The organism is Pseudomonas sp. PB101, assembly GCF_009764265.1.
Lineage (GTDB): Bacteria > Pseudomonadota > Gammaproteobacteria > Pseudomonadales > Pseudomonadaceae > Aquipseudomonas.
The window spans coordinates 120,756-139,920 of the sequence record NZ_RWIR01000051.1; the positions used below are offsets into that span (position 1 = coordinate 120,756).

At 61.7% G+C, this 19,165-nt stretch carries 18 protein-coding genes; 6 read left to right on the forward strand and 12 right to left on the reverse strand.

From position 1 onward, the window contains the following. Positions 1-191 precede the first annotated feature (191 nt). Genes creC through EI969_RS14805 form a run of 3 tightly spaced genes read right to left on the reverse strand, consistent with a single transcriptional unit; the run spans position 192 to position 2,853 of the window. Positions 192-1,610: a two-component system sensor histidine kinase CreC gene (gene creC / locus EI969_RS14795; protein ID WP_160388455.1), complete on the reverse strand. Its 1,419-nt coding sequence runs from the start codon at positions 1,608-1,610 to the stop codon at positions 192-194. Further along, positions 1,610-2,290: a two-component system response regulator CreB gene (gene creB / locus EI969_RS14800; RefSeq protein WP_160388456.1), complete on the reverse strand. Its 681-nt coding sequence runs from the start codon at positions 2,288-2,290 to the stop codon at positions 1,610-1,612. Before creB ends, creC begins: the two co-directional genes overlap by 1 nt. Before the next feature lie 59 nt (positions 2,291-2,349). Continuing rightward, positions 2,350-2,853, reverse strand: a complete 504-nt coding sequence (locus EI969_RS14805; RefSeq protein ID WP_160388457.1) for an ATP-dependent zinc protease — start codon at positions 2,851-2,853, stop codon at positions 2,350-2,352. A 164-nt stretch (positions 2,854-3,017) separates the two neighbouring features. Here EI969_RS14805 and EI969_RS14810 point away from each other — a divergent pair, with 164 nt between their 5' ends. Then, positions 3,018-3,905: an acyltransferase gene (locus tag EI969_RS14810; protein ID WP_160388458.1), complete on the forward strand. Its 888-nt coding sequence runs from the start codon at positions 3,018-3,020 to the stop codon at positions 3,903-3,905. 1 nt (position 3,906) lies between these two features. Here EI969_RS14810 and EI969_RS14815 read toward each other — a convergent pair whose 3' ends face one another. Further along, positions 3,907-4,461 carry a DUF2780 domain-containing protein gene (locus EI969_RS14815; protein WP_160388459.1) on the reverse strand — a complete coding sequence of 185 codons (555 nt, stop codon included), beginning with the start codon at positions 4,459-4,461 and terminating at the stop codon, positions 3,907-3,909. 286 nt (positions 4,462-4,747) lie between these two features. Between EI969_RS14815 and EI969_RS14820 the strand changes: the two genes are divergently transcribed. The 3 genes from EI969_RS14820 to EI969_RS14830 are packed head-to-tail and all read left to right on the forward strand — an operon-like array spanning position 4,748 to position 6,693. Further along, positions 4,748-5,341 (forward strand): fasciclin domain-containing protein, encoded by a 594-nt coding sequence (locus EI969_RS14820; protein WP_160388460.1) that lies wholly within the window; start codon positions 4,748-4,750, stop codon positions 5,339-5,341. A gap of 54 nt (positions 5,342-5,395) precedes the next feature. After that, the gene (locus EI969_RS14825; protein WP_160388461.1) at positions 5,396-6,022 is read left to right on the forward strand and encodes a sigma-70 family RNA polymerase sigma factor; all 627 of its coding nucleotides are present in this window, start codon (positions 5,396-5,398) and stop codon (positions 6,020-6,022) included. After that, positions 6,019-6,693: an anti-sigma factor domain-containing protein gene (locus tag EI969_RS14830; protein ID WP_160388462.1), complete on the forward strand. Its 675-nt coding sequence runs from the start codon at positions 6,019-6,021 to the stop codon at positions 6,691-6,693. Before EI969_RS14825 ends, EI969_RS14830 begins: the two co-directional genes overlap by 4 nt. 120 nt (positions 6,694-6,813) lie before the next feature. Here EI969_RS14830 and fdhA read toward each other — a convergent pair whose 3' ends face one another. The 8 genes from fdhA to EI969_RS14870 form a co-directional block, all read right to left on the reverse strand. Further along, entirely contained in the window at positions 6,814-8,013 is a 1,200-nt protein-coding gene (gene fdhA / locus EI969_RS14835) for a formaldehyde dehydrogenase, glutathione-independent (protein WP_103396677.1), read from the reverse strand. 192 nt (positions 8,014-8,205) lie between these two features. Continuing rightward, a complete protein-coding gene (gene purU / locus EI969_RS14840) occupies positions 8,206-9,063 on the reverse strand; it encodes a formyltetrahydrofolate deformylase (protein ID WP_160388463.1) in 858 nt (285 codons plus the stop codon). Between the two features lie 159 nt (positions 9,064-9,222). Beyond that, positions 9,223-9,855, reverse strand: coding sequence for a sarcosine oxidase subunit gamma (locus EI969_RS14845; protein WP_160388464.1), 633 nt, complete (start codon positions 9,853-9,855; stop codon positions 9,223-9,225). 150 nt (positions 9,856-10,005) lie between these two features. Beyond that, on the reverse strand, positions 10,006-13,023 hold the full coding sequence (locus EI969_RS14850) for a sarcosine oxidase subunit alpha (protein ID WP_160388465.1): 3,018 nt from the start codon (positions 13,021-13,023) through the stop codon (positions 10,006-10,008). Then, a complete protein-coding gene (locus tag EI969_RS14855; protein ID WP_046039383.1) occupies positions 13,020-13,349 on the reverse strand; it encodes a sarcosine oxidase subunit delta in 330 nt (109 codons plus the stop codon). Before EI969_RS14855 ends, EI969_RS14850 begins: the two co-directional genes overlap by 4 nt. A gap of 14 nt (positions 13,350-13,363) precedes the next feature. Further along, positions 13,364-14,614: a sarcosine oxidase subunit beta gene (locus tag EI969_RS14860; protein ID WP_038981138.1), complete on the reverse strand. Its 1,251-nt coding sequence runs from the start codon at positions 14,612-14,614 to the stop codon at positions 13,364-13,366. A gap of 23 nt (positions 14,615-14,637) precedes the next feature. Beyond that, complete coding sequence (gene glyA / locus EI969_RS14865; protein WP_150719124.1) at positions 14,638-15,891, reverse strand: serine hydroxymethyltransferase; 1,254 nt, start codon at positions 15,889-15,891, stop codon at positions 14,638-14,640. A 283-nt stretch (positions 15,892-16,174) separates the two neighbouring features. Next, positions 16,175-16,903 (reverse strand): TraX family protein, encoded by a 729-nt coding sequence (locus EI969_RS14870; protein WP_253563265.1) that lies wholly within the window; start codon positions 16,901-16,903, stop codon positions 16,175-16,177. A gap of 131 nt (positions 16,904-17,034) precedes the next feature. Between EI969_RS14870 and EI969_RS14875 the strand changes: the two genes are divergently transcribed. Together EI969_RS14875 and EI969_RS14880 are read left to right on the forward strand one after the other, a co-directional pair. Beyond that, positions 17,035-18,075 (forward strand): low specificity L-threonine aldolase, encoded by a 1,041-nt coding sequence (locus EI969_RS14875; protein ID WP_160388467.1) that lies wholly within the window; start codon positions 17,035-17,037, stop codon positions 18,073-18,075. Positions 18,076-18,270: 195 nt separating this feature from the next. Next, positions 18,271-19,095: an NAD(P)-dependent oxidoreductase gene (locus tag EI969_RS14880; protein ID WP_160388468.1), complete on the forward strand. Its 825-nt coding sequence runs from the start codon at positions 18,271-18,273 to the stop codon at positions 19,093-19,095. Positions 19,096-19,165: the final 70 nt, after the last annotated feature.

Sequence of the window (19,165 nt, forward strand, 5' to 3'; positions counted from 1 at the left end):
TTTTGGATGGGGAAAGTCTGGATTCAGTGTGTGATGGGGTTATGGGGGGAATATGGAGATTGTGTGGAGATTCGGCCGCCCCCATCGCGAGCAAGCTCGCTCCCACACTGGATCTTCTGTGAACACAAGTTCTGCGCACAATATAAATCAACTGTGGGAGCGAGCTTGCTCGCGATGGCCGCGACTCGGTGTCAAGGCAAGCGCAACCTGACTTCCACCCCGCCGTCGACATTGCCGATGCTCAGGGTACCGCCATGCAGCTTGACCACTTCCTCGACGAAGTTCAGGCCAAGCCCGGTGCTTTTGCGTCCGCTGTCCGGTCTCGGCAGCGAGTAGAAACGCTCGCTCAACCGTGGCAACGCATAGTCGGGAATGGCCTCGGCCTGATTGAACAGCTTGAACTCGACCTGCTCGCCCACCCTCTGCGCACTGAATCCCATCATGCCTTGGACCGGGGTGAAATCCAGGGCGTTTTCCAACAGGTTGCCCAACGCCTGCCGCAACAAAAACGGCTCGCCACAGAGCGTCAGGTCCGCGGCAATTGTCTGCTCCACCTGCAACCGACGGGTTTCGATTCGCGCCGCCTGAGCACTCAGCAATTGATCCAACAATGCACCCAGCGGCACCTCGACGCGTTCTTCCAGACCCTGGCGCTGCTCGACTTGCGCCAGATTCAGCAACCGCTCGATCAGCTGCTGCATGCGTGCACTTTCGCTGTCGATGTTGCCGACGAAGCGTTGTCGCTGCGCCAGAGGCATATCGCCTTGCAACAGCTCCGCTGCGCCACGAATGGCTGCCAGCGGACTCTTCAGTTCATGGGTCAATGTGTGCACGTAACGCTCGACATAGGCCTTGCCTTCAAGCTGTGTGCGCATCTGCTCAACCGCAGTGGCCAACTGTTCCAGTTCTCCGCCGCGATAGTGTGGCACTTCGACCCGCCGGCCTTCACTGACGCCCTGGGCGTACGCCGTCAATCTGCGCAACGCGCGGCTCAGCCACCAGGACAACAACGCGCCGAACAACAGACCGAGACCGATCAAGCCGGCGCCATAAGCCAGCAGCCGGCGCTCCGTGCGGTCCACATAAGGCTGCAGCGAACTGTTGGGCTTGGCCACGCTGACCACGCCGATGATCTGGCCATTGTCGCGAATCGGCGCACCGACGTGCATCACCGAAGACCCCGGATCGTCGGGATCATTGCGCGTGGAGCGGGCACCGTATTCGCCGCGCAGCGTCAGGTAGACATCGTTCCAGCGCGAGTAATCCTGCCCCACCGCCGTCCCGCTGGAGTCCAGCACGACGATGCCCCTGGCGTCGGTGACGTAGATACGGTGGTTGACCTGATTCTTCGGCGAACCCCAGATTTTCGCCGCCGGCTGCCGCTCACCATAGGCCTTGAGCAGTTCCGGCCAGCGGTTCTGGTTGAGGCTGCCGGCCTTGAAGTCGTCACGCAGGATCTCGGCCATCAGGTTGGCGGTATCGACCAGGGTTTCTTCGGTGGACTGGCGAACGCCGGGGCGGATTTCCTGCATGACCGTGTTGAGCACAAAGTAGCCCGTCAGGCCGATGAACAGTGCGTAGACCAGGAAAATCCGGATTCCCAGCGGCATCAGCTTTGTCCCGGGCTGTAGCTGTAGCCGAGGCCGCGGTGGGTCTGGATCGGTTCGGCGTCAGCCTTCACCAGGCGCAGTTTGGCGCGCACGCTCTTGATGTGGCTGTCGATGCTGCGCTCGTAACCGGCGTCGGCGGCCACGCCCACCGCATCGAGCAACTGTTCGCGACTGAAGACCCGCTCGGGTTGCTCCAGCAGGCATTGCAGCAGGCGGAATTCATGGCGGGTCAGGGTCAGCAATTGACCGCGATAGCTGATTTGCACACGTTCGCTGTCGATGCGAAACAGCGCCGCTGAAGGTTCGCTCGCCGTACGCGGTGCCATACGCTTGAGAATCGCCCGGACGCGCGCCGCCACCTCCCGGGGACTGAACGGCTTGACCACATAATCGTCGGCGCCGATTTCCAGGCCCACGACGCGATCGATCTCGCCATCGCGGGCACTGAGGAACATCACCGGCACTTCGCTGAAGCGCCGCAGTTGCTTGCAGGTTTCGAAGCCGCTGATGTCCGGCAGGCCGATATCGAGAATGATCAGATCCGCCGGAGTCTGGCGCTGATGCTCCAGCGCGGCCGCGCCGAGGCTCAGCCATGTGGTGGTGAACCCCTCGCTTTGCAGGGCGAAAACCAGGGTATCGGCAATGGCCGCTTCGTCTTCGACAATCAGGATATGAGGCATGGCGTCCGAGCCCGGCAGGGATGTGGGCGAACGGTGCCCCAAGCCTCACACCTCGTCAATCAGCAATCGGGCTTGTTCGCGGTAAACCGCCGCGCCGGGTTCACCGCCGCGCCGAACTCGCGCAACGCCTTGGCGCCAATCAGCAACGGGTAGTTGAAGCTGCTGCGGTCGGTGAGGTTGACCTCCACGGTGCGCTTGACGTTGCCCAGGCACAGCTCCAGATCGACCACCGGACGCTTGGTCGGCGCGGCGGTGTCTTCATCTTCGTCCTCTTCGGAACGGGTCTTGATCTTGCTGATGCGCGCGACCTTGTGTTCATAGACCTTATTGCTCGCGTCCTTGGTGGCGAGACGGAAACGCACCCAGTCTTCGCCGTCGCGGGTGAAGGTTTCGATGTCCTTGGCCGACAGCGACGCCGTTAGTGCGCCAGTATCCATCTTGGCCTTGAGCACTTCACCGCCGATTTCCGGCAGCGCGATGTATTCGTAACGCCCATAGAGGGTGGGCTCGGCGGCCATGACCGGCAGGGCGACAAGGGTAAGCACTGCAAGGAGGGATTTCACGTAATGGGCTTCCATGAGAGTGAACAGCCGGATTTTAGACCGTTGTCAGCTTGATCGTTCCCACAAGGTTAGCGACCCGCAAGTGAAACATTCGTCACCACCGATTTGGCCTGTTGCCCGAAGCTGCTTATCATGGCGCGCCCAACCGCTTCCACGAGTGACTTATGCGCCGCCTGCTCACCGGCTGTTTCTTGACCCTGCTGCTTCTGCTCAACACCCTGGTCCTGATCGGACCGCTGATGGTGTTTGCCCTGCTCAAACTGGTCCTGCCCGGCCGTTTACGCGACTACGCGTCCTGGGCGGTGATGTGGATCGCCGAAACCTGGTCGGAAATCGACAAACTGATTTTCCGCGTCTGCATCCCCACCCAATGGGATATCCGTGGCGGTGATGACCTGCGTCGCGACACCTCTTACCTGGTGATCAGCAACCACCAATCCTGGGTCGACATCCCGGCGCTGATCCAGACGCTGAACCGGCGCACGCCGTTCTTCAAATTCTTCCTCAAGAAAGAGCTGATCTGGGTGCCTTTCCTGGGCCTGGCATGGTGGGCGCTGGACTACCCGTTCATGAAGCGCTACAGCAAGGCGTTCCTGGCGAAGCACCCGGAACTGGCGGGCGAGGATCTGCAGATCACCAAACAAGCCTGCGAGCTGTTCAAGCGCCAGCCGGTGACGGTGGTCAACTATCTGGAAGGTACGCGTTTCACCGCAGCGAAAAGCGCTCAACAGCAGTCGCCATTCACTCACCTGCTCAAACCCAAGGCTGGCGGTGTGGCGTTCGTGCTGGCGGCGATGGGTGAACAGCTGGACGCCATTCTCGATGTGACAGTGGTCTACCCGCAGCAAAAGATCCCGGGGTTCTGGGATCTGATCAGCGGCAATCTGCCCAGGGTCATCATCGACATCAAGACCCGCGAACTCGACCCGGCGCTATGGCAGGGCAATTACGAAAATGATCCGCTGTTTCGCGAGAAGGTCCAGAACTGGGTCAACCAGCTCTGGATCGAGAAGGACCGGCGCATCGACGCCTTGCGCGCCGGGCGCCACTGAATCAGCTACCGGCGCCAGCGCCCCAGATGCTGCCCAGGCTGCTCAGCAACGAACCGCCGACACCCTGCTGACCGAAGTATTGCAGGAGCACCGGGGCAAACTGGCCGATCATGCCGCTGTCCATGCCCAGGGCGCTGAAGGCGTTGTTCAGGTCATTGGTGTCCTTGACGTTGCCCAGGGCGTTATCCAGCCCTGCAGCTTTGCCGCTGGAACCGAGCAGGCCGGCCAGCGCGCCCAACTCACCGCCGCCCGAGAGTATGTCGATGCCCGGCACGCTTTTGGCCAGTTCCGAGTAATCGGTCGAACTCAACTGATTCTTCGCCAACCCCAGCATCGCCCCGGCGCCGCCGACGGCTTGCTGTGGGGTGATGTTCAGTTCACTGAGGGTGCTCAGCAGATCGGCTGTCTGCGGCGTCGGTGCGGCAGTCGCAGCCGCGTCACCGCCCTTCATGCCCGCAATCGCGCTGGCCGCATCGCTCAGGTTGAACTGTGCAAAGGCCGGGCTGACCGCCAGGGTCAAGAGCGATGCCAGGGCAAAACCGCGTAAAACCTTCATTCAGACATCCTCTATGAACACCGCCCGGCAATGGGCGGCGAAAAACTGTGTATTGGACCGGATTCCCCGGACATTGTTCCCGCCCCCTCTGTGGGAGCCAGCCCGCTCGCGATGAACTCCAGGGCAACGCGTTGATTCAAGAAGTATGCGTTAGTGTTGACGTCCATCGCGAGCAGGCTCGCTCCTACAGGGAAAATCCCCTGCCCTGCATCCAGTCTGGCTTCTCCCGCGTATATCAAGCACGGACAGACACTCCTGGCCGATTCTCATCACAAGGATCATCACCATGAAACGCACTTCGATCAAAACGCCATTGATTGCCAGCCTGCTGACCCTGGCCCTTGGTGGCGGACTCGTCCTCAACACCGTGCAAGCAGCGGACATGGGCCACGACACCGTCACGGTCGGCGGCCAGGCCATGTTGCCGAGCAAGGACATCGTCGATAACGCGGTGAACTCCGCCGATCACACCACCCTGGTCGCCGCGGTAAAAGCTGCTGGCCTGGTCGACACCCTCAAGGGCAAAGGCCCGTTCACCGTGTTCGCCCCGGTCAATTCGGCCTTCACCGCCCTGCCCGCAGGCACCGTCGACACCCTGCTCAAACCGGCCAACAAGGCCACGCTGACGCACATTCTCACCTACCACGTGGTCGCCGGAAAACTCGATATGAAGACCCTGGTCGAGAAAATCAGGGCCGGTGGCGGCAAGGCCGAACTGACCACTGTGGCCGGCGGCAAACTGTGGGCAATGATGAACGGCCCGCACAACATCACCATCAAGGATGAAAAGGGCGACATCGCCGACATCACCACTTATGACGTGTATCAGTCCAACGGGGTGATTCAGGTCATCGACAAAGTGCTGATGCCCAAAGGCTGAGCCGTATCGCCGTCCCTGTGCATCGGGGGCGGCGATCCTTTCGAGCGGTTCGCCGTGAATGGAACAACCGGGCACTGTGAACTAACCTCTGCCTGCCACCGCCCCCTTGCCCAGCCCTGCGGGAGAACTGCTATTCCCACCGTCGACGCCGATCAGCTCAGGCAACTGCTGGCCCAGTGTTCATTGGGCGACCGCCGCGCGTTCGAGACGCTGTACCGCAGTGTCGGCCCCCGCCTGCACGGGGTAGCGCTGCGCTTCATGGGCCGTCCGGACCTGGCCGAAGAGGTGCTGCAGGAGAGCTTCGTGCGCATCTGGAACAATGCATCGCGCTACGAAGCGCATCTATCAGCGCCTCTGACCTGGATGATCAACATCACCCGTCACCAGGCCATCGACCAGTTGCGCAAACACCGTGACCGGCCATTGAGCGATGTCGAAGAACAGATGCTCATGGATGAAAGCCCGTCGGCCCATGAGCAACTGGACAGTGCCCGTGAAGCCCGCGCCCTGAACCGCTGCCTGGACACCCTCGAAGGCATGCAGCGCCAGTCGATTACCGTCGCCTACTTCCAGGGGCTGTCGTGTGCGGAACTCGCCGAACACCTGGCCGCGCCGTTGGGCTCGGTGAAGTCCTGGATCCGTCGCGGCATGGAACGCCTGCGCAGGTGCCTTGAATCATGAACTATCAAACCCCGACCCTGCGTCGCGCCCTCGCCGCCGACTACGCCATTGGCTTGATGCCCGCCACCGCGCGTCGGCGTTTCGAACAGCTGTTGCTGGAAGACGCCACCTTGCGCGCGGAATTGGCCCAGTGGCAGGAAAGCCTGGCCAGCCTGACCGAAACCCTGCCGGAGCAACCGGTGCCGGATCGCGTCTGGCAAGGCATCACCGCGCGGATCGAACCACAAGAATTGCACGTGCCGCACAAGCGGCCGTTCTGGAATTGGCTGCGAGTGACGGCTGCGGTGTGCTCGCTGCTGATCGCCGTAACCCTTGGTGTGATCTACACCCGCGACGATGCCCACTACAGTGCGACCCTGGCCGGCGCCGACGCCCAGCCGGCATTGCGTGTTCTGGCCCATGCCGATTACCTGCAATTCGAACCGCTGACACTGGCAGCGATAGAACCGGGGCAAAGCCTGGAGTTGTGGGCGATTCCGGCGGACGGCAAACCAATTTCCCTCGGCGTGATCCCGGCGGGCGGCAAAGGCAAAGTTGAGCTGAGCGACGCGCAAAAAACGCTGATCGGCAAGCCGATTGCGCTGGCGGTCAGCCTTGAACCGAAGGGTGGTTCGCCGACCGGACAGCCAACAGGACCGGTGCTATACCAAGGGGCGTTGGCGACGTTGTGATTGTCCTTGTGGCGAGGGGGCTTGCCCCCTCGCCACAGGGTGTGGTGTACCCCCCCAACGTAAAACAACCCAAACAAAAACGGCGACCCGAAGGTCGCCGTTTTTATATTGCCTGAAGGCTTACGCCGCACTGAACATCTTGTGCGGATCGATCACAAACTTCTTCGGCACGCCGGCATCGAACTCGCCATAACCCTGCGGTGCCTGATCCAGGCTGATCACCTGGACACCCACCACTTCGGCGATGTTGATGCGGTCCCACATGATCGCTTGCATCAGCGCACGGTTGTACTTCATCACCGGGGTCTGGCCGGTGTGGAAGCTGTGGGACTTGGCCCAGCCCAGACCGAAGCGGATGCTCAGGCTGCCCATTTTCGCGGCAGCGTCGACAGCGCCCGGGTCTTCGGTCACGTAGAGGCCGGGGATACCGATCTTGCCTGCCACCCGCACCACGCCCATCAACGAGTTGAGCACGGTGGCCGGGGCTTCGTGTTTCACGCCGTCATGGCCGTGGCCACGGGCTTCGAAGCCGACGGCGTCGATGGCGCAATCCACTTCCGGCTCGCCCAGCAGCGCGGCGATCTGTTCGTGCAGCGGCGTGTCCAGGGACAGGTCGGCGATCTCGAAGCCCTGGGCCTTGGCGTGAGCCAGGCGCACGGTGTTGACGTCACCGACGATCACCACTGCCGCGCCGAGCAGGCGAGCGGATGCGGCCGCCGCCAGACCGACCGGACCGGCACCGGCGATGTACACCGTGCTGCCTGGGCCAACGCCGGCGGTCACGGCACCGTGATAGCCGGTTGGCAGGATGTCGGAGAGGCAAGTCAGGTCACGGATTTTTTCCATGGCCCGATCGCGATCCGGCAGTTTCAGCAGGTTGAAGTCGGCATACGGCACCATGGCGTATTCGGCCTGGCCGCCGGTCCAGTCGCCCATGTCGACATAACCGTAGGCACCTCCCGGACGCGCCGGGTTGACGCTCAGGCACACGCCGGTGTGCATCTCTTTGCACGAACGGCAGCGCCCGCAAGCGACGTTGAACGGTACGGACACCAGGTCGCCGATTTGCAGGTTCTCGACGTCGCTGCCCTTCTCGATCACTTCCCCGGTGATTTCGTGGCCCAGTACCAGGCCGGTTTGAGCGGTGGTACGACCGCGCACCATGTGCTGGTCGGAACCACAGATGTTGGTGGAAACCACACGCAGGATGACGGCGTGGTTAATCTTCCTGCCACGCGGGTCCTGCATTTTCGGATAGTCGATTTTCTGTACTTCGACCTTGCCAGCGCCGAGATACACCACACCACGATTGCCAGACATGCTTTCACCTCGCTGTTGTTGTTATGGAACCGCGTTGCCCAGGCAGGCAGCGCGTTAAGTGCTCGGGTTATTGCCTGTGTTGTCTGTTAGGGCCTCATCGCTGGCAAGCCAGCTCCCACAGTGGCCGGGTTGTACACAAACTCTGCGAACGACATAAAACCCTGTGGGAGCTGGCTTGCCAGCGATAGCGATCTAGAGAACGACCGTACGATTCGCGTTCAAGAACACTCTTCTCTCGATGTGATACCCAACCGCCCGCGCCAGGGTCAACCCTTCGATATCCCGCCCCTTGGCGATCAGGTCTTCCGGGTAATGGCTGTGATCCACCGCCTCGACGCCCTGGGCAATGATCGGCCCTTCATCGAGGTCGTTGTTGATGTAGTGCGCCGTGGCGCCCACCAGTTTCACGCCCTTGTTGTAGGCCTGGTGATAGGGCTTGGCGCCCTTGAACCCGGGCAGCAGGGAGTGGTGGATATTGATCGCCTTGCCATCGAGCTTGCGGCACAGTTCCGGCGACAGCACTTGCATGTAGCGCGCAAGGATCACCAGCTCCGCACCGGACTCTTCAATGACCTGCCAGACCTGACGCTCTTGCGACGGCTTGTCGTTCGGGTCCAGCGGGAAGTGGTAGTACGGAATCTGGTGCCAGTCAGCCAGTGGCTTGAGGTCCGGGTGGTTGGAGACCACGGCGGCCACGTCCATCGACAACTGGCCGATGCGCTGGCGATAAAGCAAGTCGTTGAGGCAGTGATCGGCCTTGGAGACCATGATCACCACTTTCGGCCGATAGTTCGGCGCGGTCAGTTCGAAATTCATGCCAAAGGCGTCGCCACGTTCAGCCAGCCCCGCACGAAACGACTGCTCGTCGAAATCATCGGGTTGGCGGAATTCCACTCGAATGAAGAAACGGCCCGAAAGCCGGTCATCGAAGGAATGGTGCTCGGTGACGTAGCAGCCCTGCTCGAACAGAAAGCGGGTCACCGCATCCACCGTGCCGAGTACGCTGGGGCAGTCGGCGGTCAGAATCCATGTGTCTGGGGCGCGGCTCATAGTGCGGTGACTCCTGTGAAATCGGTGGATGCCTACTGTAGGAGCGAGCCCTGCTCGCGATGGACGTCAACGATGACGCGTGCTTCCTGATTTAGCGCGTCGCTCTCAAGTCCATCGTCGGAGCGCCGCCCGGAGCAGGCTCGCTCCTACAGGTTTTCATCAAGCCTGAACGCTGAGGCCGTACTCGGCAGAAGCATCCTGCAGCCACAGCCACCAGTAATCCGAGAAGCTGCGACGAATCAGCAGTTCCCAGGTGTCTTCGGCGGTGTGACGGATCATCAGTTGCGACTTGGCGAACACCGTGCCGACGGCTTTACCCACCGGGAAGTTGTTCGGGTGCACGTCGTAGCTGGTGGACTTCATCAGCACCTGGCGCACGTTCGGGCCGCTCAGTTCGAGGAGTTGCTGGCCGCCGCTGACGTTGACGATTGCAATGTGCAGATCGCCCAGCGCTTCGCGCAGTTTCTGCTCGGCGGCAAGCTCTTCACCGGTCGGCACGATCAGCAGCCACTCATCCGGCCCCATCCATTGCAGGCTGGTTTCGCCTTTGACGATGACGGTCAGCGCACCCGGCAATTCGATGCCGAGGGCTTTGTGCACACCGGCGGCAAACGCGGCATCGTGGCCATCGCCACGAATCGTCAAGTGGCCGAGGAGTTTTTTCTCACGCACGGTCACACCGGCGTTCTTGCGGCCCTTGCCCACCAGGCTGGCGAGGTCGGCATGATGCAGCGACGACTCGGCCTTGGCCCCGGAGGTTGGGCGTTGTTGGTAAACATTGGCTGCGGTCATAAAGCACCTTTCCTGAATTCTGTTGATGGTGCGGTTGCCTCCTGTAGGAGCCGGCTTGCTGGCGATCCAAACGACGCGGTGTATCAGATGCACCGCGTTATCGTTCATCGCCAGCAAGCTGGCTCCCACAGTCAAAACCACATCCGGCAATCACACGTTCTGGCGTTCGCCCTTCGGATCGAAGAACACCGAGGAAACGATTTCCGCCTCGATCACGCTGCCGTCGGCCAGCGGTGCGAACACGCGCTCGCCCATGCGCTGCAACCCGCCCTTGACCACGCCCATGGCAAACGAATAGCCCAGGGAGTTGTGCAGGTAGCTGGAGGTCACGTGACCGACCATGGTCATCGGGATCGCCTGCTTGGTGTTGAACACCAGTTGCGCACCTTCCGGCAGCCACTTGTTCGGATCGATCGGCTTCAGGCCAACCAGTTGCTTGCGCTGATCACGCACGCAGTCTTCACGGTTCATGCCACGCCAGCCGATCCACGAGAACGGTTTGGTGCGACCGACACACCAGCCCATGTTCAGGTCGTCCGGGGTCATCGAGCTGTCAGTGTCCTGACCGACGATGATGAAGCCCTTCTCGGCCCGCAGCACGTGCATGGTTTCGGTGCCGTACGGGGTGAGGTTGTACTTCTTGCCAGCGTCGACGATTTTTTCCAGGACGCCCATCGCATAGTCGGCTTGCACGTTGACTTCGTACGACAGCTCACCGGTAAACGAAATCCGGAATACCCGCGCTGGCACACCACCCACCAAACCTTCTTTCCAGGTCATGAACGGGAAGGCTTCGTTGGCGAGGTCGATGTCGGTGACTTCAGCGAGCAGCTTGCGGCTGTTCGGCCCGGACAGGGTCATGGTCGCCCAGTGGTCGGTCACGGAGGTGAAGTACACCTTCATGTCCGGCCATTCGGTCTGGTGGTACAGCTCCAGCCACTGCAGTACGCGAGCCGCGCCGCCGGTGGTGGTGGTCATGACGAAATGGTTGTCGGCCAGGCAAGCCGTCACGCCGTCGTCGAAGACCATGCCGTCTTCTTTGCACATCAGGCCGTAACGCGCCTTGCCCACATCGAGCTTGGTCCAGGCGTTGGTGTAGACGCGGTTGAGGAACTCGCGCGCATCCGGGCCCTGGATGTCGATCTTGCCCAGGGTCGAAGCATCGAGCAGGCCGACGCTGTCGCGCACGGCTTTGCATTCGCGCTTCACTGCCGCATGCAGGTCTTCACCGGATTTCGGGAAGTACCAAGGACGCTTCCACTGGCCGACGTCTTCGAACTCGGCGCCGCTTTTCAGGTGCCATTGATGCAGTGCGGTGTAGCGCACCGGCTCGAAGATGTGCCCACAGTGACGACCGGCCACGGCGCCGAAAGTCACCGGCGTGTAGTTCGGGCGGAACATGGTGGTGCCCATCTGCGGGATGGTCACGTTCAGCGAGCGGGCAGCGATGGCCAGGCCGTTGACGTTGCCGAGCTTGCCCTGATCGGTGCCGAAACCCAGCGCGGTGTAGCGTTTGACGTGCTCGACCGACTCGAAGCCCTCGCGGGTCGCCAGTTCGATGGCGGCGGCGGTGACGTCGTTTTGCAGGTCGACGAATTGCTTCGGCGCCCGTGCGGTGTTCTTTTCATGGGGCACCTGGAACAGCGCCAGGGTCGCCTCTTCGAGACGGCTCAGGGCTTTGGGCAGCACGCCTTCGACCGACTGGAAGCCAGCTTCGGCAGCAGCGCGAACGCCACCTTCAAAACCGTCGGCCAGGGAATCGCCGAGGCCGTAGACTCCGTTGATGCCACCGACGCACACGCGTTTTTGCGGTGCTTCGCCCGGTACGAAACCGAGGATGTCTTCACGCCAGATCGGCTTGCCACCCAGGTGCGAAGCCAGGTGAACCACCGGGCTGTAGCCACCGGAGCTGCCGATCACGTCGCAGTCGAGCCATTCGCCCGGGCTGGTCACGGTGTGGGCTTTGACATCGATTGCGGCCACGCGGGCAGCGGTCACGTGCTTGCTGCCACGGGCCTCGATCACGGCGCTGCCGGTAAGGATGCGGATGCCTTTGGCGCGGGCTTCTTCCACCAGCGCACCACGCGGATTGCTGCGGGCGTCGGCGATGGCCACCACTTGCAGGCTGGCATCGAGCCAATCCAGGGCAACGCGGTAGGCGTGGTCGTTGTTGGTCGACAGCACCAGCTTCTTGCCCGGTGCCACGCCGTAACGACGCACATAAGTCGAGATGGCGCCGGCGAGCATGTTGCCCGGCACGTCGTTGTTGCCGTAGACCAGTGGACGCTCGTGAGCGCCGGTCGCCAGTACCACGCGAGTGGCGCGGACCCGGTGGATACGCTGACGCACCTGGCCAATCGGTGCGCGGTCGCCGAGGTGATCGGTCAGGCGCTCGTGAATGGTCAGGAAGTTGTGGTCGTGGTAGCCGTTGACGGTGGCGCGCGGCAACAGCAGCACGTCCGGGGTGTTCTTCAGTTCGTCGATGACGCTGGCCACCCACTCCATCGCAGGCTTGCCGTCGAGGCTTTCGCGGGAGTCGAGCAGGCTGCCGCCGAACTCTTCCTGTTCGTCAGCCAGGATCACCCGGGCACCGCTGCGCGCAGCCGCCAGTGCAGCGGCCAGGCCTGCAGGGCCGGCGCCGACGATCAGCACGTCGCAGTGCTGGTTCATGTAGTCGTAGGTGTCCGGATCGTTCTCGGTCGGCGAGCGACCCAGGCCGGCAGCCTTGCGGATGTACTTCTCGTAGGTCATCCAGAACGATTGCGGGTACATGAAGGTTTTGTAGTAGAAGCCCGGCGGCATCAGCTTGCCGCCGACCTTGCCGAGAATCCCCATCATGTCGTTGTTGACGCTCGGCCAGCCGTTGGTGCTGGTGGCGACCAGGCCTTGGTACAGCGCCTGTTGCGTGGCGCGCACGTTCGGGATCTGCGTGGCTTCGGTGGCGCCGATCTGCAGCACCGCGTTCGGCTCTTCTGCGCCAGCGGCGAAGATGCCGCGTGGACGGGAATACTTGAAGCTGCGACCGATGATGTCGACGCCGTTGGCCAGCAGTGCAGCGGCCAGGGAATCGCCTTCGAAGCCTTTGTAGTTCTGGCCGTTGAAGGTGAAGGTCAAGACTTTGTTGCGGTCGATCCGTCCGCCGTTGGACAGGCGATTGATCTGGCTCATACCTTCTCTCCCAGAGCCGTGCTGGCCGCTTTCGGGCTATCGGTCTTGTCGGTGAATTGTGGCTTGGTGCCGATCTTGTAGGTTTCGAGAATCTCGTAGGTCACGGTGTCACGGGTGACGTTGAAGTACTGGCGGCAACCGGCGACGTGATCCCACAGCTCGTGGTGCAGACCGCGCGGGTTGTCGCGGAAGAACATGTAGTCGCCCCACTCCTCGTCGGTGCAGGTGTTCGGATCCAGTGGACGCGGGATGTGCGCCTGGCCGGATGCGTGGAATTCCTCTTCGGAGCGCAACTCGCCGCAGTGAGGACAGAAGATATGCAACATGGGGATTTCTCCTGTTAGTGGGCAACCGCAGCAGCGCCGTGTTCATCGATCAACGCACCGTTGTGGAAACGGTCGATGGAGAAAGGTGCGGCCAACGGGTGCATTTCACCCTTGGCCAGGCTCGCGGCAAACACGTTGCCCGAACCAGGTGTGGCCTTGAAGCCGCCGGTGCCCCAACCGCAGTTGAAGAACATGTTCGGTACCGGGGTTTTCGAAATGATCGGGCAGGCATCCGGCGTGGTGTCGACGATGCCGCCCCACTGACGGTTCATGCGTACGCGCGAGAGCACCGGGAACATCTCGACGATGGCCTGGACGGTGTGCTCGATCACCGGGTACGAACCACGCTGACCGTAGCCGTTGTAGCCGTCGATACCGGCGCCGATCACCAGGTCGCCCTTGTCGGACTGGCTGATGTAGCCGTGTACGGCGTTGGACATGATCACGCTGTCGATAATCGGCTTGATCGGTTCGGACACCAGCGCTTGCAGCGGGTGGGATTCGATCGGCAGGCGGAAACCGGCGAGCTTGGCCATGTGCCCGGAGTTACCGGCGGTCACTACGCCGACGCGCTTGGCGCCGATGAAGCCCTTGTTGGTTTCAACGCCGATGCACACGCCGTTTTCCTTGCGGAAACCGATCACTTCGGTCTGCTGGATCAGGTCCACGCCGAGGGCGTCGGCGGCACGGGCAAAGCCCCAGGCCACGGCATCGTGACGGGCCACGCCGCCGCGACGCTGGACGGTGGCGCCCATCACCGGGTAGCGAGTGTTCTTGGAGCAGTCGAGGTACGGAATCTCGTCGGCAACCTGTTTTGCATCGAGCAGTTCACCATCCACGCCGTTGAGGCGGTTGGCGCTGACCCGACGCTCGGAATCACGGATGTCCTGCAGGGTGTGGCACAGGTTGTAGACGCCACGCTGGGAGAACATCACGTTGTAGTTCAGGTCCTGGGACAGGCCTTCCCACAGTTTCATCGCGTGTTCGTACAGGTGCGCCGACTCGTCCCACAGGTAGTTGGAGCGAACGATGGTGGTGTTGCGCGCGGTGTTACCGCCGCCCAGCCAGCCTTTCTCGACCACGGCCACGTTGGTGATGCCGTGTTCCTTGGCCAGGTAGTAGGCCGTTGCCAGACCATGCCCGCCACCGCCGACGATGACCACGTCGTAGACCTTTTTAGGGGTCGGCGTGCGCCACATTTTCTGCCAGTTTTCATGATGGCTGAGAGAGTGTTTGAAGAGGCCGAAGCCCGAGTAGCGTTGCATAGTCATTTACTCCAAAACCGCACTCAGCGATAAACCGGGAAGTCCGCGCACAGGGCTGCCACTTGCTCGGCGACATTGGCCTCGACATCGGCGTCGCCGAGGTTGTCGAGGATGTCGCAGATCCAGCCGGCCAGCGTGACGCACTGGGCCACCTTGAAGCCGCGAGTGGTCACCGCCGGAGTGCCGATGCGCAGGCCGGAGGTCACGAACGGCGACTGTGGATCGTTCGGGACAGCGTTCTTGTTCACAGTGATGTGGGCGCGACCGAGTGCTGCATCCGCCTCTTTGCCGGTCAGGCCCTGACGGATCAGGCTGACCAGGAACAGGTGGTTGTCGGTACCGCCGGACACTACATCGTAGCCGCGTTTGATAAACACGCCGGCCATGGCCTGGGCGTTGTCGATCACTTGTTGCTGGTAAGCCTTGAAGCCTGGCTCCAGCGCTTCCTTGAAGCACACCGCCTTGCCAGCGATCACGTGCATCAGCGGGCCGCCCTGGGCACCCGGGAACACTGCCGCGTTGAGCTTCTTCTCGATTTCTTCGTTGGACTTGCACAGGATCAGGCCGCCACGAGGACCGCGCAGGGTCTTGTGGGTGGTGGTGGTGACCACGTCGGCGTAAGGCAGCGGGTTCGGGTACAGGCCGGCAGCGACCAGACCGGCCACGTGGGCCATGTCGACGAACAGCAGTGCACCAACCTTATCGGCGATCTGGCGGAAGCGCGGGAAGTCGAGGGTCTTGGAGTAGGCCGAGAAACCGGCAACGATCATCTTCGGCTTGCACTCGACGGCCAGGCGCTCGACTTCGTCGTAATCGATCAGACCGGTCTTGGTGTCGATACCGTACTGCACGGCGTTGTACAGCTTGCCCGAGGACGACACCTTGGCGCCGTGGGTCAGGTGACCGCCGTGGGCCAGGCTCATGCCCAGGATGGTGTCGCCGGCTTGCAGCAGGGCCAGGTACACGGCGCTGTTGGCCGAGGAGCCGGAGTGCGGCTGGACGTTGGCGTAATCGGCGCCGAACAGTTGCTTGGCGCGCTCGATGGCCAGCGCCTCAACCTTGTCGACGTGCTCGCAACCGCCGTAGTAGCGCTTGCCCGGATAACCTTCGGCGTACTTGTTGGTCAGGCCGCTGCCTTGCGCTTCCATGACGCGTTTGCTGGTGTAGTTCTCCGACGCGATCAGCTCGATGTGATCTTCCTGACGTTGCTCTTCGGCATTCATCGCCGCCAGCAGTGCATCGTCGTAACCCTGGATCTGGTCTTGCTTGCTGAACATCGCGTCTCTCCCAGCGGCGGCGGTGCGCCATTCGTCTCGGTGAGGCACTGGTTTTTCGGCAGTGCCCTTTGATAGCGATGGTATGACTGGCTTCGAAGGGTCAAATGCCTACGGGCGCCACGCAAAGGTGCGTTTACGACATGGCGGGAAATGGCGAGTCAAACACGATCCTCAATTCATCGAGAAACCCTGTGGGAGCTGGCTTGCCAGCGATGGCGTCAGCACATCCAGCATTTATGGCGGCTGATCCACCGCTATCGCTGGCAAGCCAGCTCCCACAGGATCATGCAACGATCTGGCGGAGAAGTAACAACATGAGGAAATGCACGGGATACAGCGCATATGCCCATCGCCGCATCGGGGGTGGTTTTACGTCACGGGCGTGTCGCAATAAGAACAGCCCCAGCCATGGCGCAATCAGACAAGTGGCGATGGCCGCCATGGCCACGTGATTGCCCAATCGAACGGAGTAATACAGCACCTGCCATTGATTGGCGGCCAGACAAACCAACCCTGGCAAGAGGGCGAAATACCACGGGCGATGGATCACCCAAAGCAGCACCAGCGGCAACAACACGCCAAAAAAACCGAACATCAATCGCTGTGAAAAGAACACCGCCAAAACCAGCGCGCCGACTGCCAGCAGCCGCGATTGCAGGGTCTGTTGCTGCCAACCCCGCGCCACCAGCAAGCCAAGCGCAAGCGTGGGCAGCACGTTCAGCGTGTCAGGGTTGGGTATGAACAGGCGGTAGGGAATTTCGCTGGCGGCACTAAACAGCAGCAACCATCCCAGATAACGCCACTGCCCACCGCTCGCCTGCGCCGGCTTGCGTGCCAGGTTCGCCGCCATCGCCAGACAAAACCACGGAAACGCCAGGCGTCCCGGCACATACAGCCAATCGGCGGAATAACCGACATATCGCAGGTGATCGAGCACCATGCTCAGAAGCGCCAGCCACTTGAGCAGATCCAGTGCACCGTCGCGCTGCCTTAAGTGCATAGTCGCGTGCATAATCGTCCTTCGATTGTGTATTTTCCCGACAGCGACATCCCGTGTGCGCCCCTGATGATCTTGGGTAAAGTGCGCACCCTCATTGACCACGGAACGCTTCACCATAGGCGTCCCGACCACGGAAGCAGGCCATGACCGACAAGAGCCAACAATTCGCCAGCGACAACTATTCCGGCATCTGCCCAGAAGCCTGGGCCGCCATGGAACAGGCCAACCACGGCCACCAGCGCGCATACGGTGACGACGAGTGGACCGCCCGCGCCTCCGACGATTTCCGCAAGCTGTTCGAAACCGACTGCGAAGTGTTTTTCGCCTTCAACGGCACCGCCGCCAACTCGCTGGCGCTGTCGTCGTTGTGCCAGAGTTACCACAGCGTGATCTGCTCGGAAACCGCTCACGTCGAAACCGACGAATGCGGCGCCCCGGAATTTTTCTCCAACGGTTCCAAACTGCTGATCGCCCGCACTGAAAACGGCAAGCTGACCCCGGACTCGATCCGCGAGGTCGCGCTCAAGCGCCAGGACATCCACTACCCGAAACCTCGCGTGGTGACCCTGACCCAGGCCACCGAAGTCGGCAGCGTCTACACCCCGGACGAAATCCGCGCCATCAGCGCCACCTGCAAGGAACTGGGCCTGAACCTGCACATGGACGGCGCGCGTTTCTCCAACGCCTGCGCCTTCCTCGGCTGCACCCCGGCCGACCTGACCTGGAAGGCCGGCGTGGATGTGCTGTGCTTTGGCGGCACGAAAAACGGCATGGCGGTGGGCGAGGCGATTCTGTTCTTCAACCACAAACTGGCTGAAGACTTCGATTACCGCTGCAAGCAGGCCGGGCAGCTGGCGTCGAAGATGCGCTTCCTGTCGGCGCCGTGGGTCGGGATCCTGGAAAACGACGCCTGGCTCAAATACGCCAACCACGCCAACCGTTGCGCGCAATTGCTCGCAGAGCTGGTCAGCGACATTCCCGGCGTGGAGCTGATGTTCCCGGTACAGGCCAACGGCGTGTTCCTGCAACTCTCGGAACCGGCCATCGTCGCGCTGACCGCCAAGGGCTGGCGTTTCTACACCTTCATCGGCAACGGCGGCGCACGTTTCATGTGCTCGTGGGATACCGAGGAAGAGCGTGTGCGTGAGTTGGCCCGCGACATCCGCGAAGTGATGTCTCACTAACGCCACAAACCCTGTGGGAGCGGGCTTGCCCGCGATGAGGCCCGATCATTCACCAGATCTGTTGGATGAAGCTATCGCGAGAACGCTCACTCCTACAAAAGCCATCCGCATTCCCTGACAGTCCGCACCTGAAGACTTCGTCTACATTGTCTGTCGAGCCGATCCGCTCGCATAACAACAATCAGGAGCGTCAGCATGTCATTGCAAGGAAAAACCCTGTTCATCACCGGCGCCAGCCGCGGGATCGGTCGTGAGATCGCGCTGCGCGCCGCACGTGATGGCGCCAACATCGTGATCGCCGCCAAAAGCGCCGAGCCCCACGCCAAGCTGCCGGGCACGATTTTCAGCGTGGCGCAGGAAGTGGAAGCGGCGGGTGGCAAGGCACTGGCCTTGCAGGTGGACGTGCGTGAGGAAGATGCCGTGCGTGAGGCCCTGACCCGGGCCAACGAACATTTCGGCAGCATTGATGCTCTGGTCAACAACGCCGGGGCGATCAAGTTGACCGGTGTTCAGCACATCGAACTCAAGCGCTTCGACCTGATGCACCAGATCAACACCCGCGCCGTATTGCTGTGCAGCCAGGCGGCATTGCCATACCTGAAGAAGTCCGGCGGCCACATCCTCAACCTGTCCCCGCCGCTGAACCTGGCCACCCAGTGGTTCGCCCAATACAGCCCCTACACCGTCACCAAGTACGGCATGAGCATGCTGACCCTGGGCATGAGCGAGGAATTCAGGAATTACGGGATCAGCGTCAACTCGCTGTGGCCACAGACGATGATCGCCACCGCCGCGATCGAGTTTCAGCTGGGGTCGAGGGAATCGTTCAAGCATGCGCGCACACCGGCGATCATGGCCGATGCGGCGCATGTGATCCTGAGCAGCGCAAATCGCAGTTTGACCGGGCGCTTGCTGATTGATGAGGAAATACTGCGGGAGAGCGGCATTACCGAGTTCGAACATTACCGCTTCGCGCCCGACAGCAGCGACAAGCTGATGAAGGACCTGTTTGTCGACTGAACACCCTCCCCTGTAGGAGCGAGCCTGCTCGCGATGGACGTCAACGATGACGCTGGCAACCTGGCACCCC

Excerpts from the sequence above, each read along its gene's own strand:
- EI969_RS14870 (WP_253563265.1), bottom strand. The coding sequence starts at position 16,903 with ATGCACGCGACTATGCACTTAAGGCAGCGCGACGGTGCACTGGATCTG.
- creC (WP_160388455.1), bottom strand. The coding sequence starts at position 1,610 with ATGCCGCTGGGAATCCGGATTTTCCTGGTCTACGCACTGTTCATCGGC.
- EI969_RS14860 (WP_038981138.1), bottom strand. The coding sequence starts at position 14,614 with ATGCAACGCTACTCGGGCTTCGGCCTCTTCAAACACTCTCTCAGCCAT.
- EI969_RS14830 (WP_160388462.1), top strand. The coding sequence starts at position 6,019 with ATGAACTATCAAACCCCGACCCTGCGTCGCGCCCTCGCCGCCGACTAC.
- creB (WP_160388456.1), bottom strand. The coding sequence starts at position 2,290 with ATGCCTCATATCCTGATTGTCGAAGACGAAGCGGCCATTGCCGATACC.
- EI969_RS14855 (WP_046039383.1), bottom strand. The coding sequence starts at position 13,349 with ATGTTGCATATCTTCTGTCCTCACTGCGGCGAGTTGCGCTCCGAAGAG.
- EI969_RS14815 (WP_160388459.1), bottom strand. The coding sequence starts at position 4,461 with ATGAAGGTTTTACGCGGTTTTGCCCTGGCATCGCTCTTGACCCTGGCG.
- EI969_RS14875 (WP_160388467.1), top strand. The coding sequence starts at position 17,035 with ATGACCGACAAGAGCCAACAATTCGCCAGCGACAACTATTCCGGCATC.
- EI969_RS14820 (WP_160388460.1), top strand. The coding sequence starts at position 4,748 with ATGAAACGCACTTCGATCAAAACGCCATTGATTGCCAGCCTGCTGACC.
- fdhA (WP_103396677.1), bottom strand. The coding sequence starts at position 8,013 with ATGTCTGGCAATCGTGGTGTGGTGTATCTCGGCGCTGGCAAGGTCGAA.
- EI969_RS14845 (WP_160388464.1), bottom strand. The coding sequence starts at position 9,855 with ATGACCGCAGCCAATGTTTACCAACAACGCCCAACCTCCGGGGCCAAG.
- EI969_RS14850 (WP_160388465.1), bottom strand. The coding sequence starts at position 13,023 with ATGAGCCAGATCAATCGCCTGTCCAACGGCGGACGGATCGACCGCAAC.
- purU (WP_160388463.1), bottom strand. The coding sequence starts at position 9,063 with ATGAGCCGCGCCCCAGACACATGGATTCTGACCGCCGACTGCCCCAGC.
- EI969_RS14880 (WP_160388468.1), top strand. The coding sequence starts at position 18,271 with ATGTCATTGCAAGGAAAAACCCTGTTCATCACCGGCGCCAGCCGCGGG.
- EI969_RS14810 (WP_160388458.1), top strand. The coding sequence starts at position 3,018 with ATGCGCCGCCTGCTCACCGGCTGTTTCTTGACCCTGCTGCTTCTGCTC.
- glyA (WP_150719124.1), bottom strand. The coding sequence starts at position 15,891 with ATGTTCAGCAAGCAAGACCAGATCCAGGGTTACGACGATGCACTGCTG.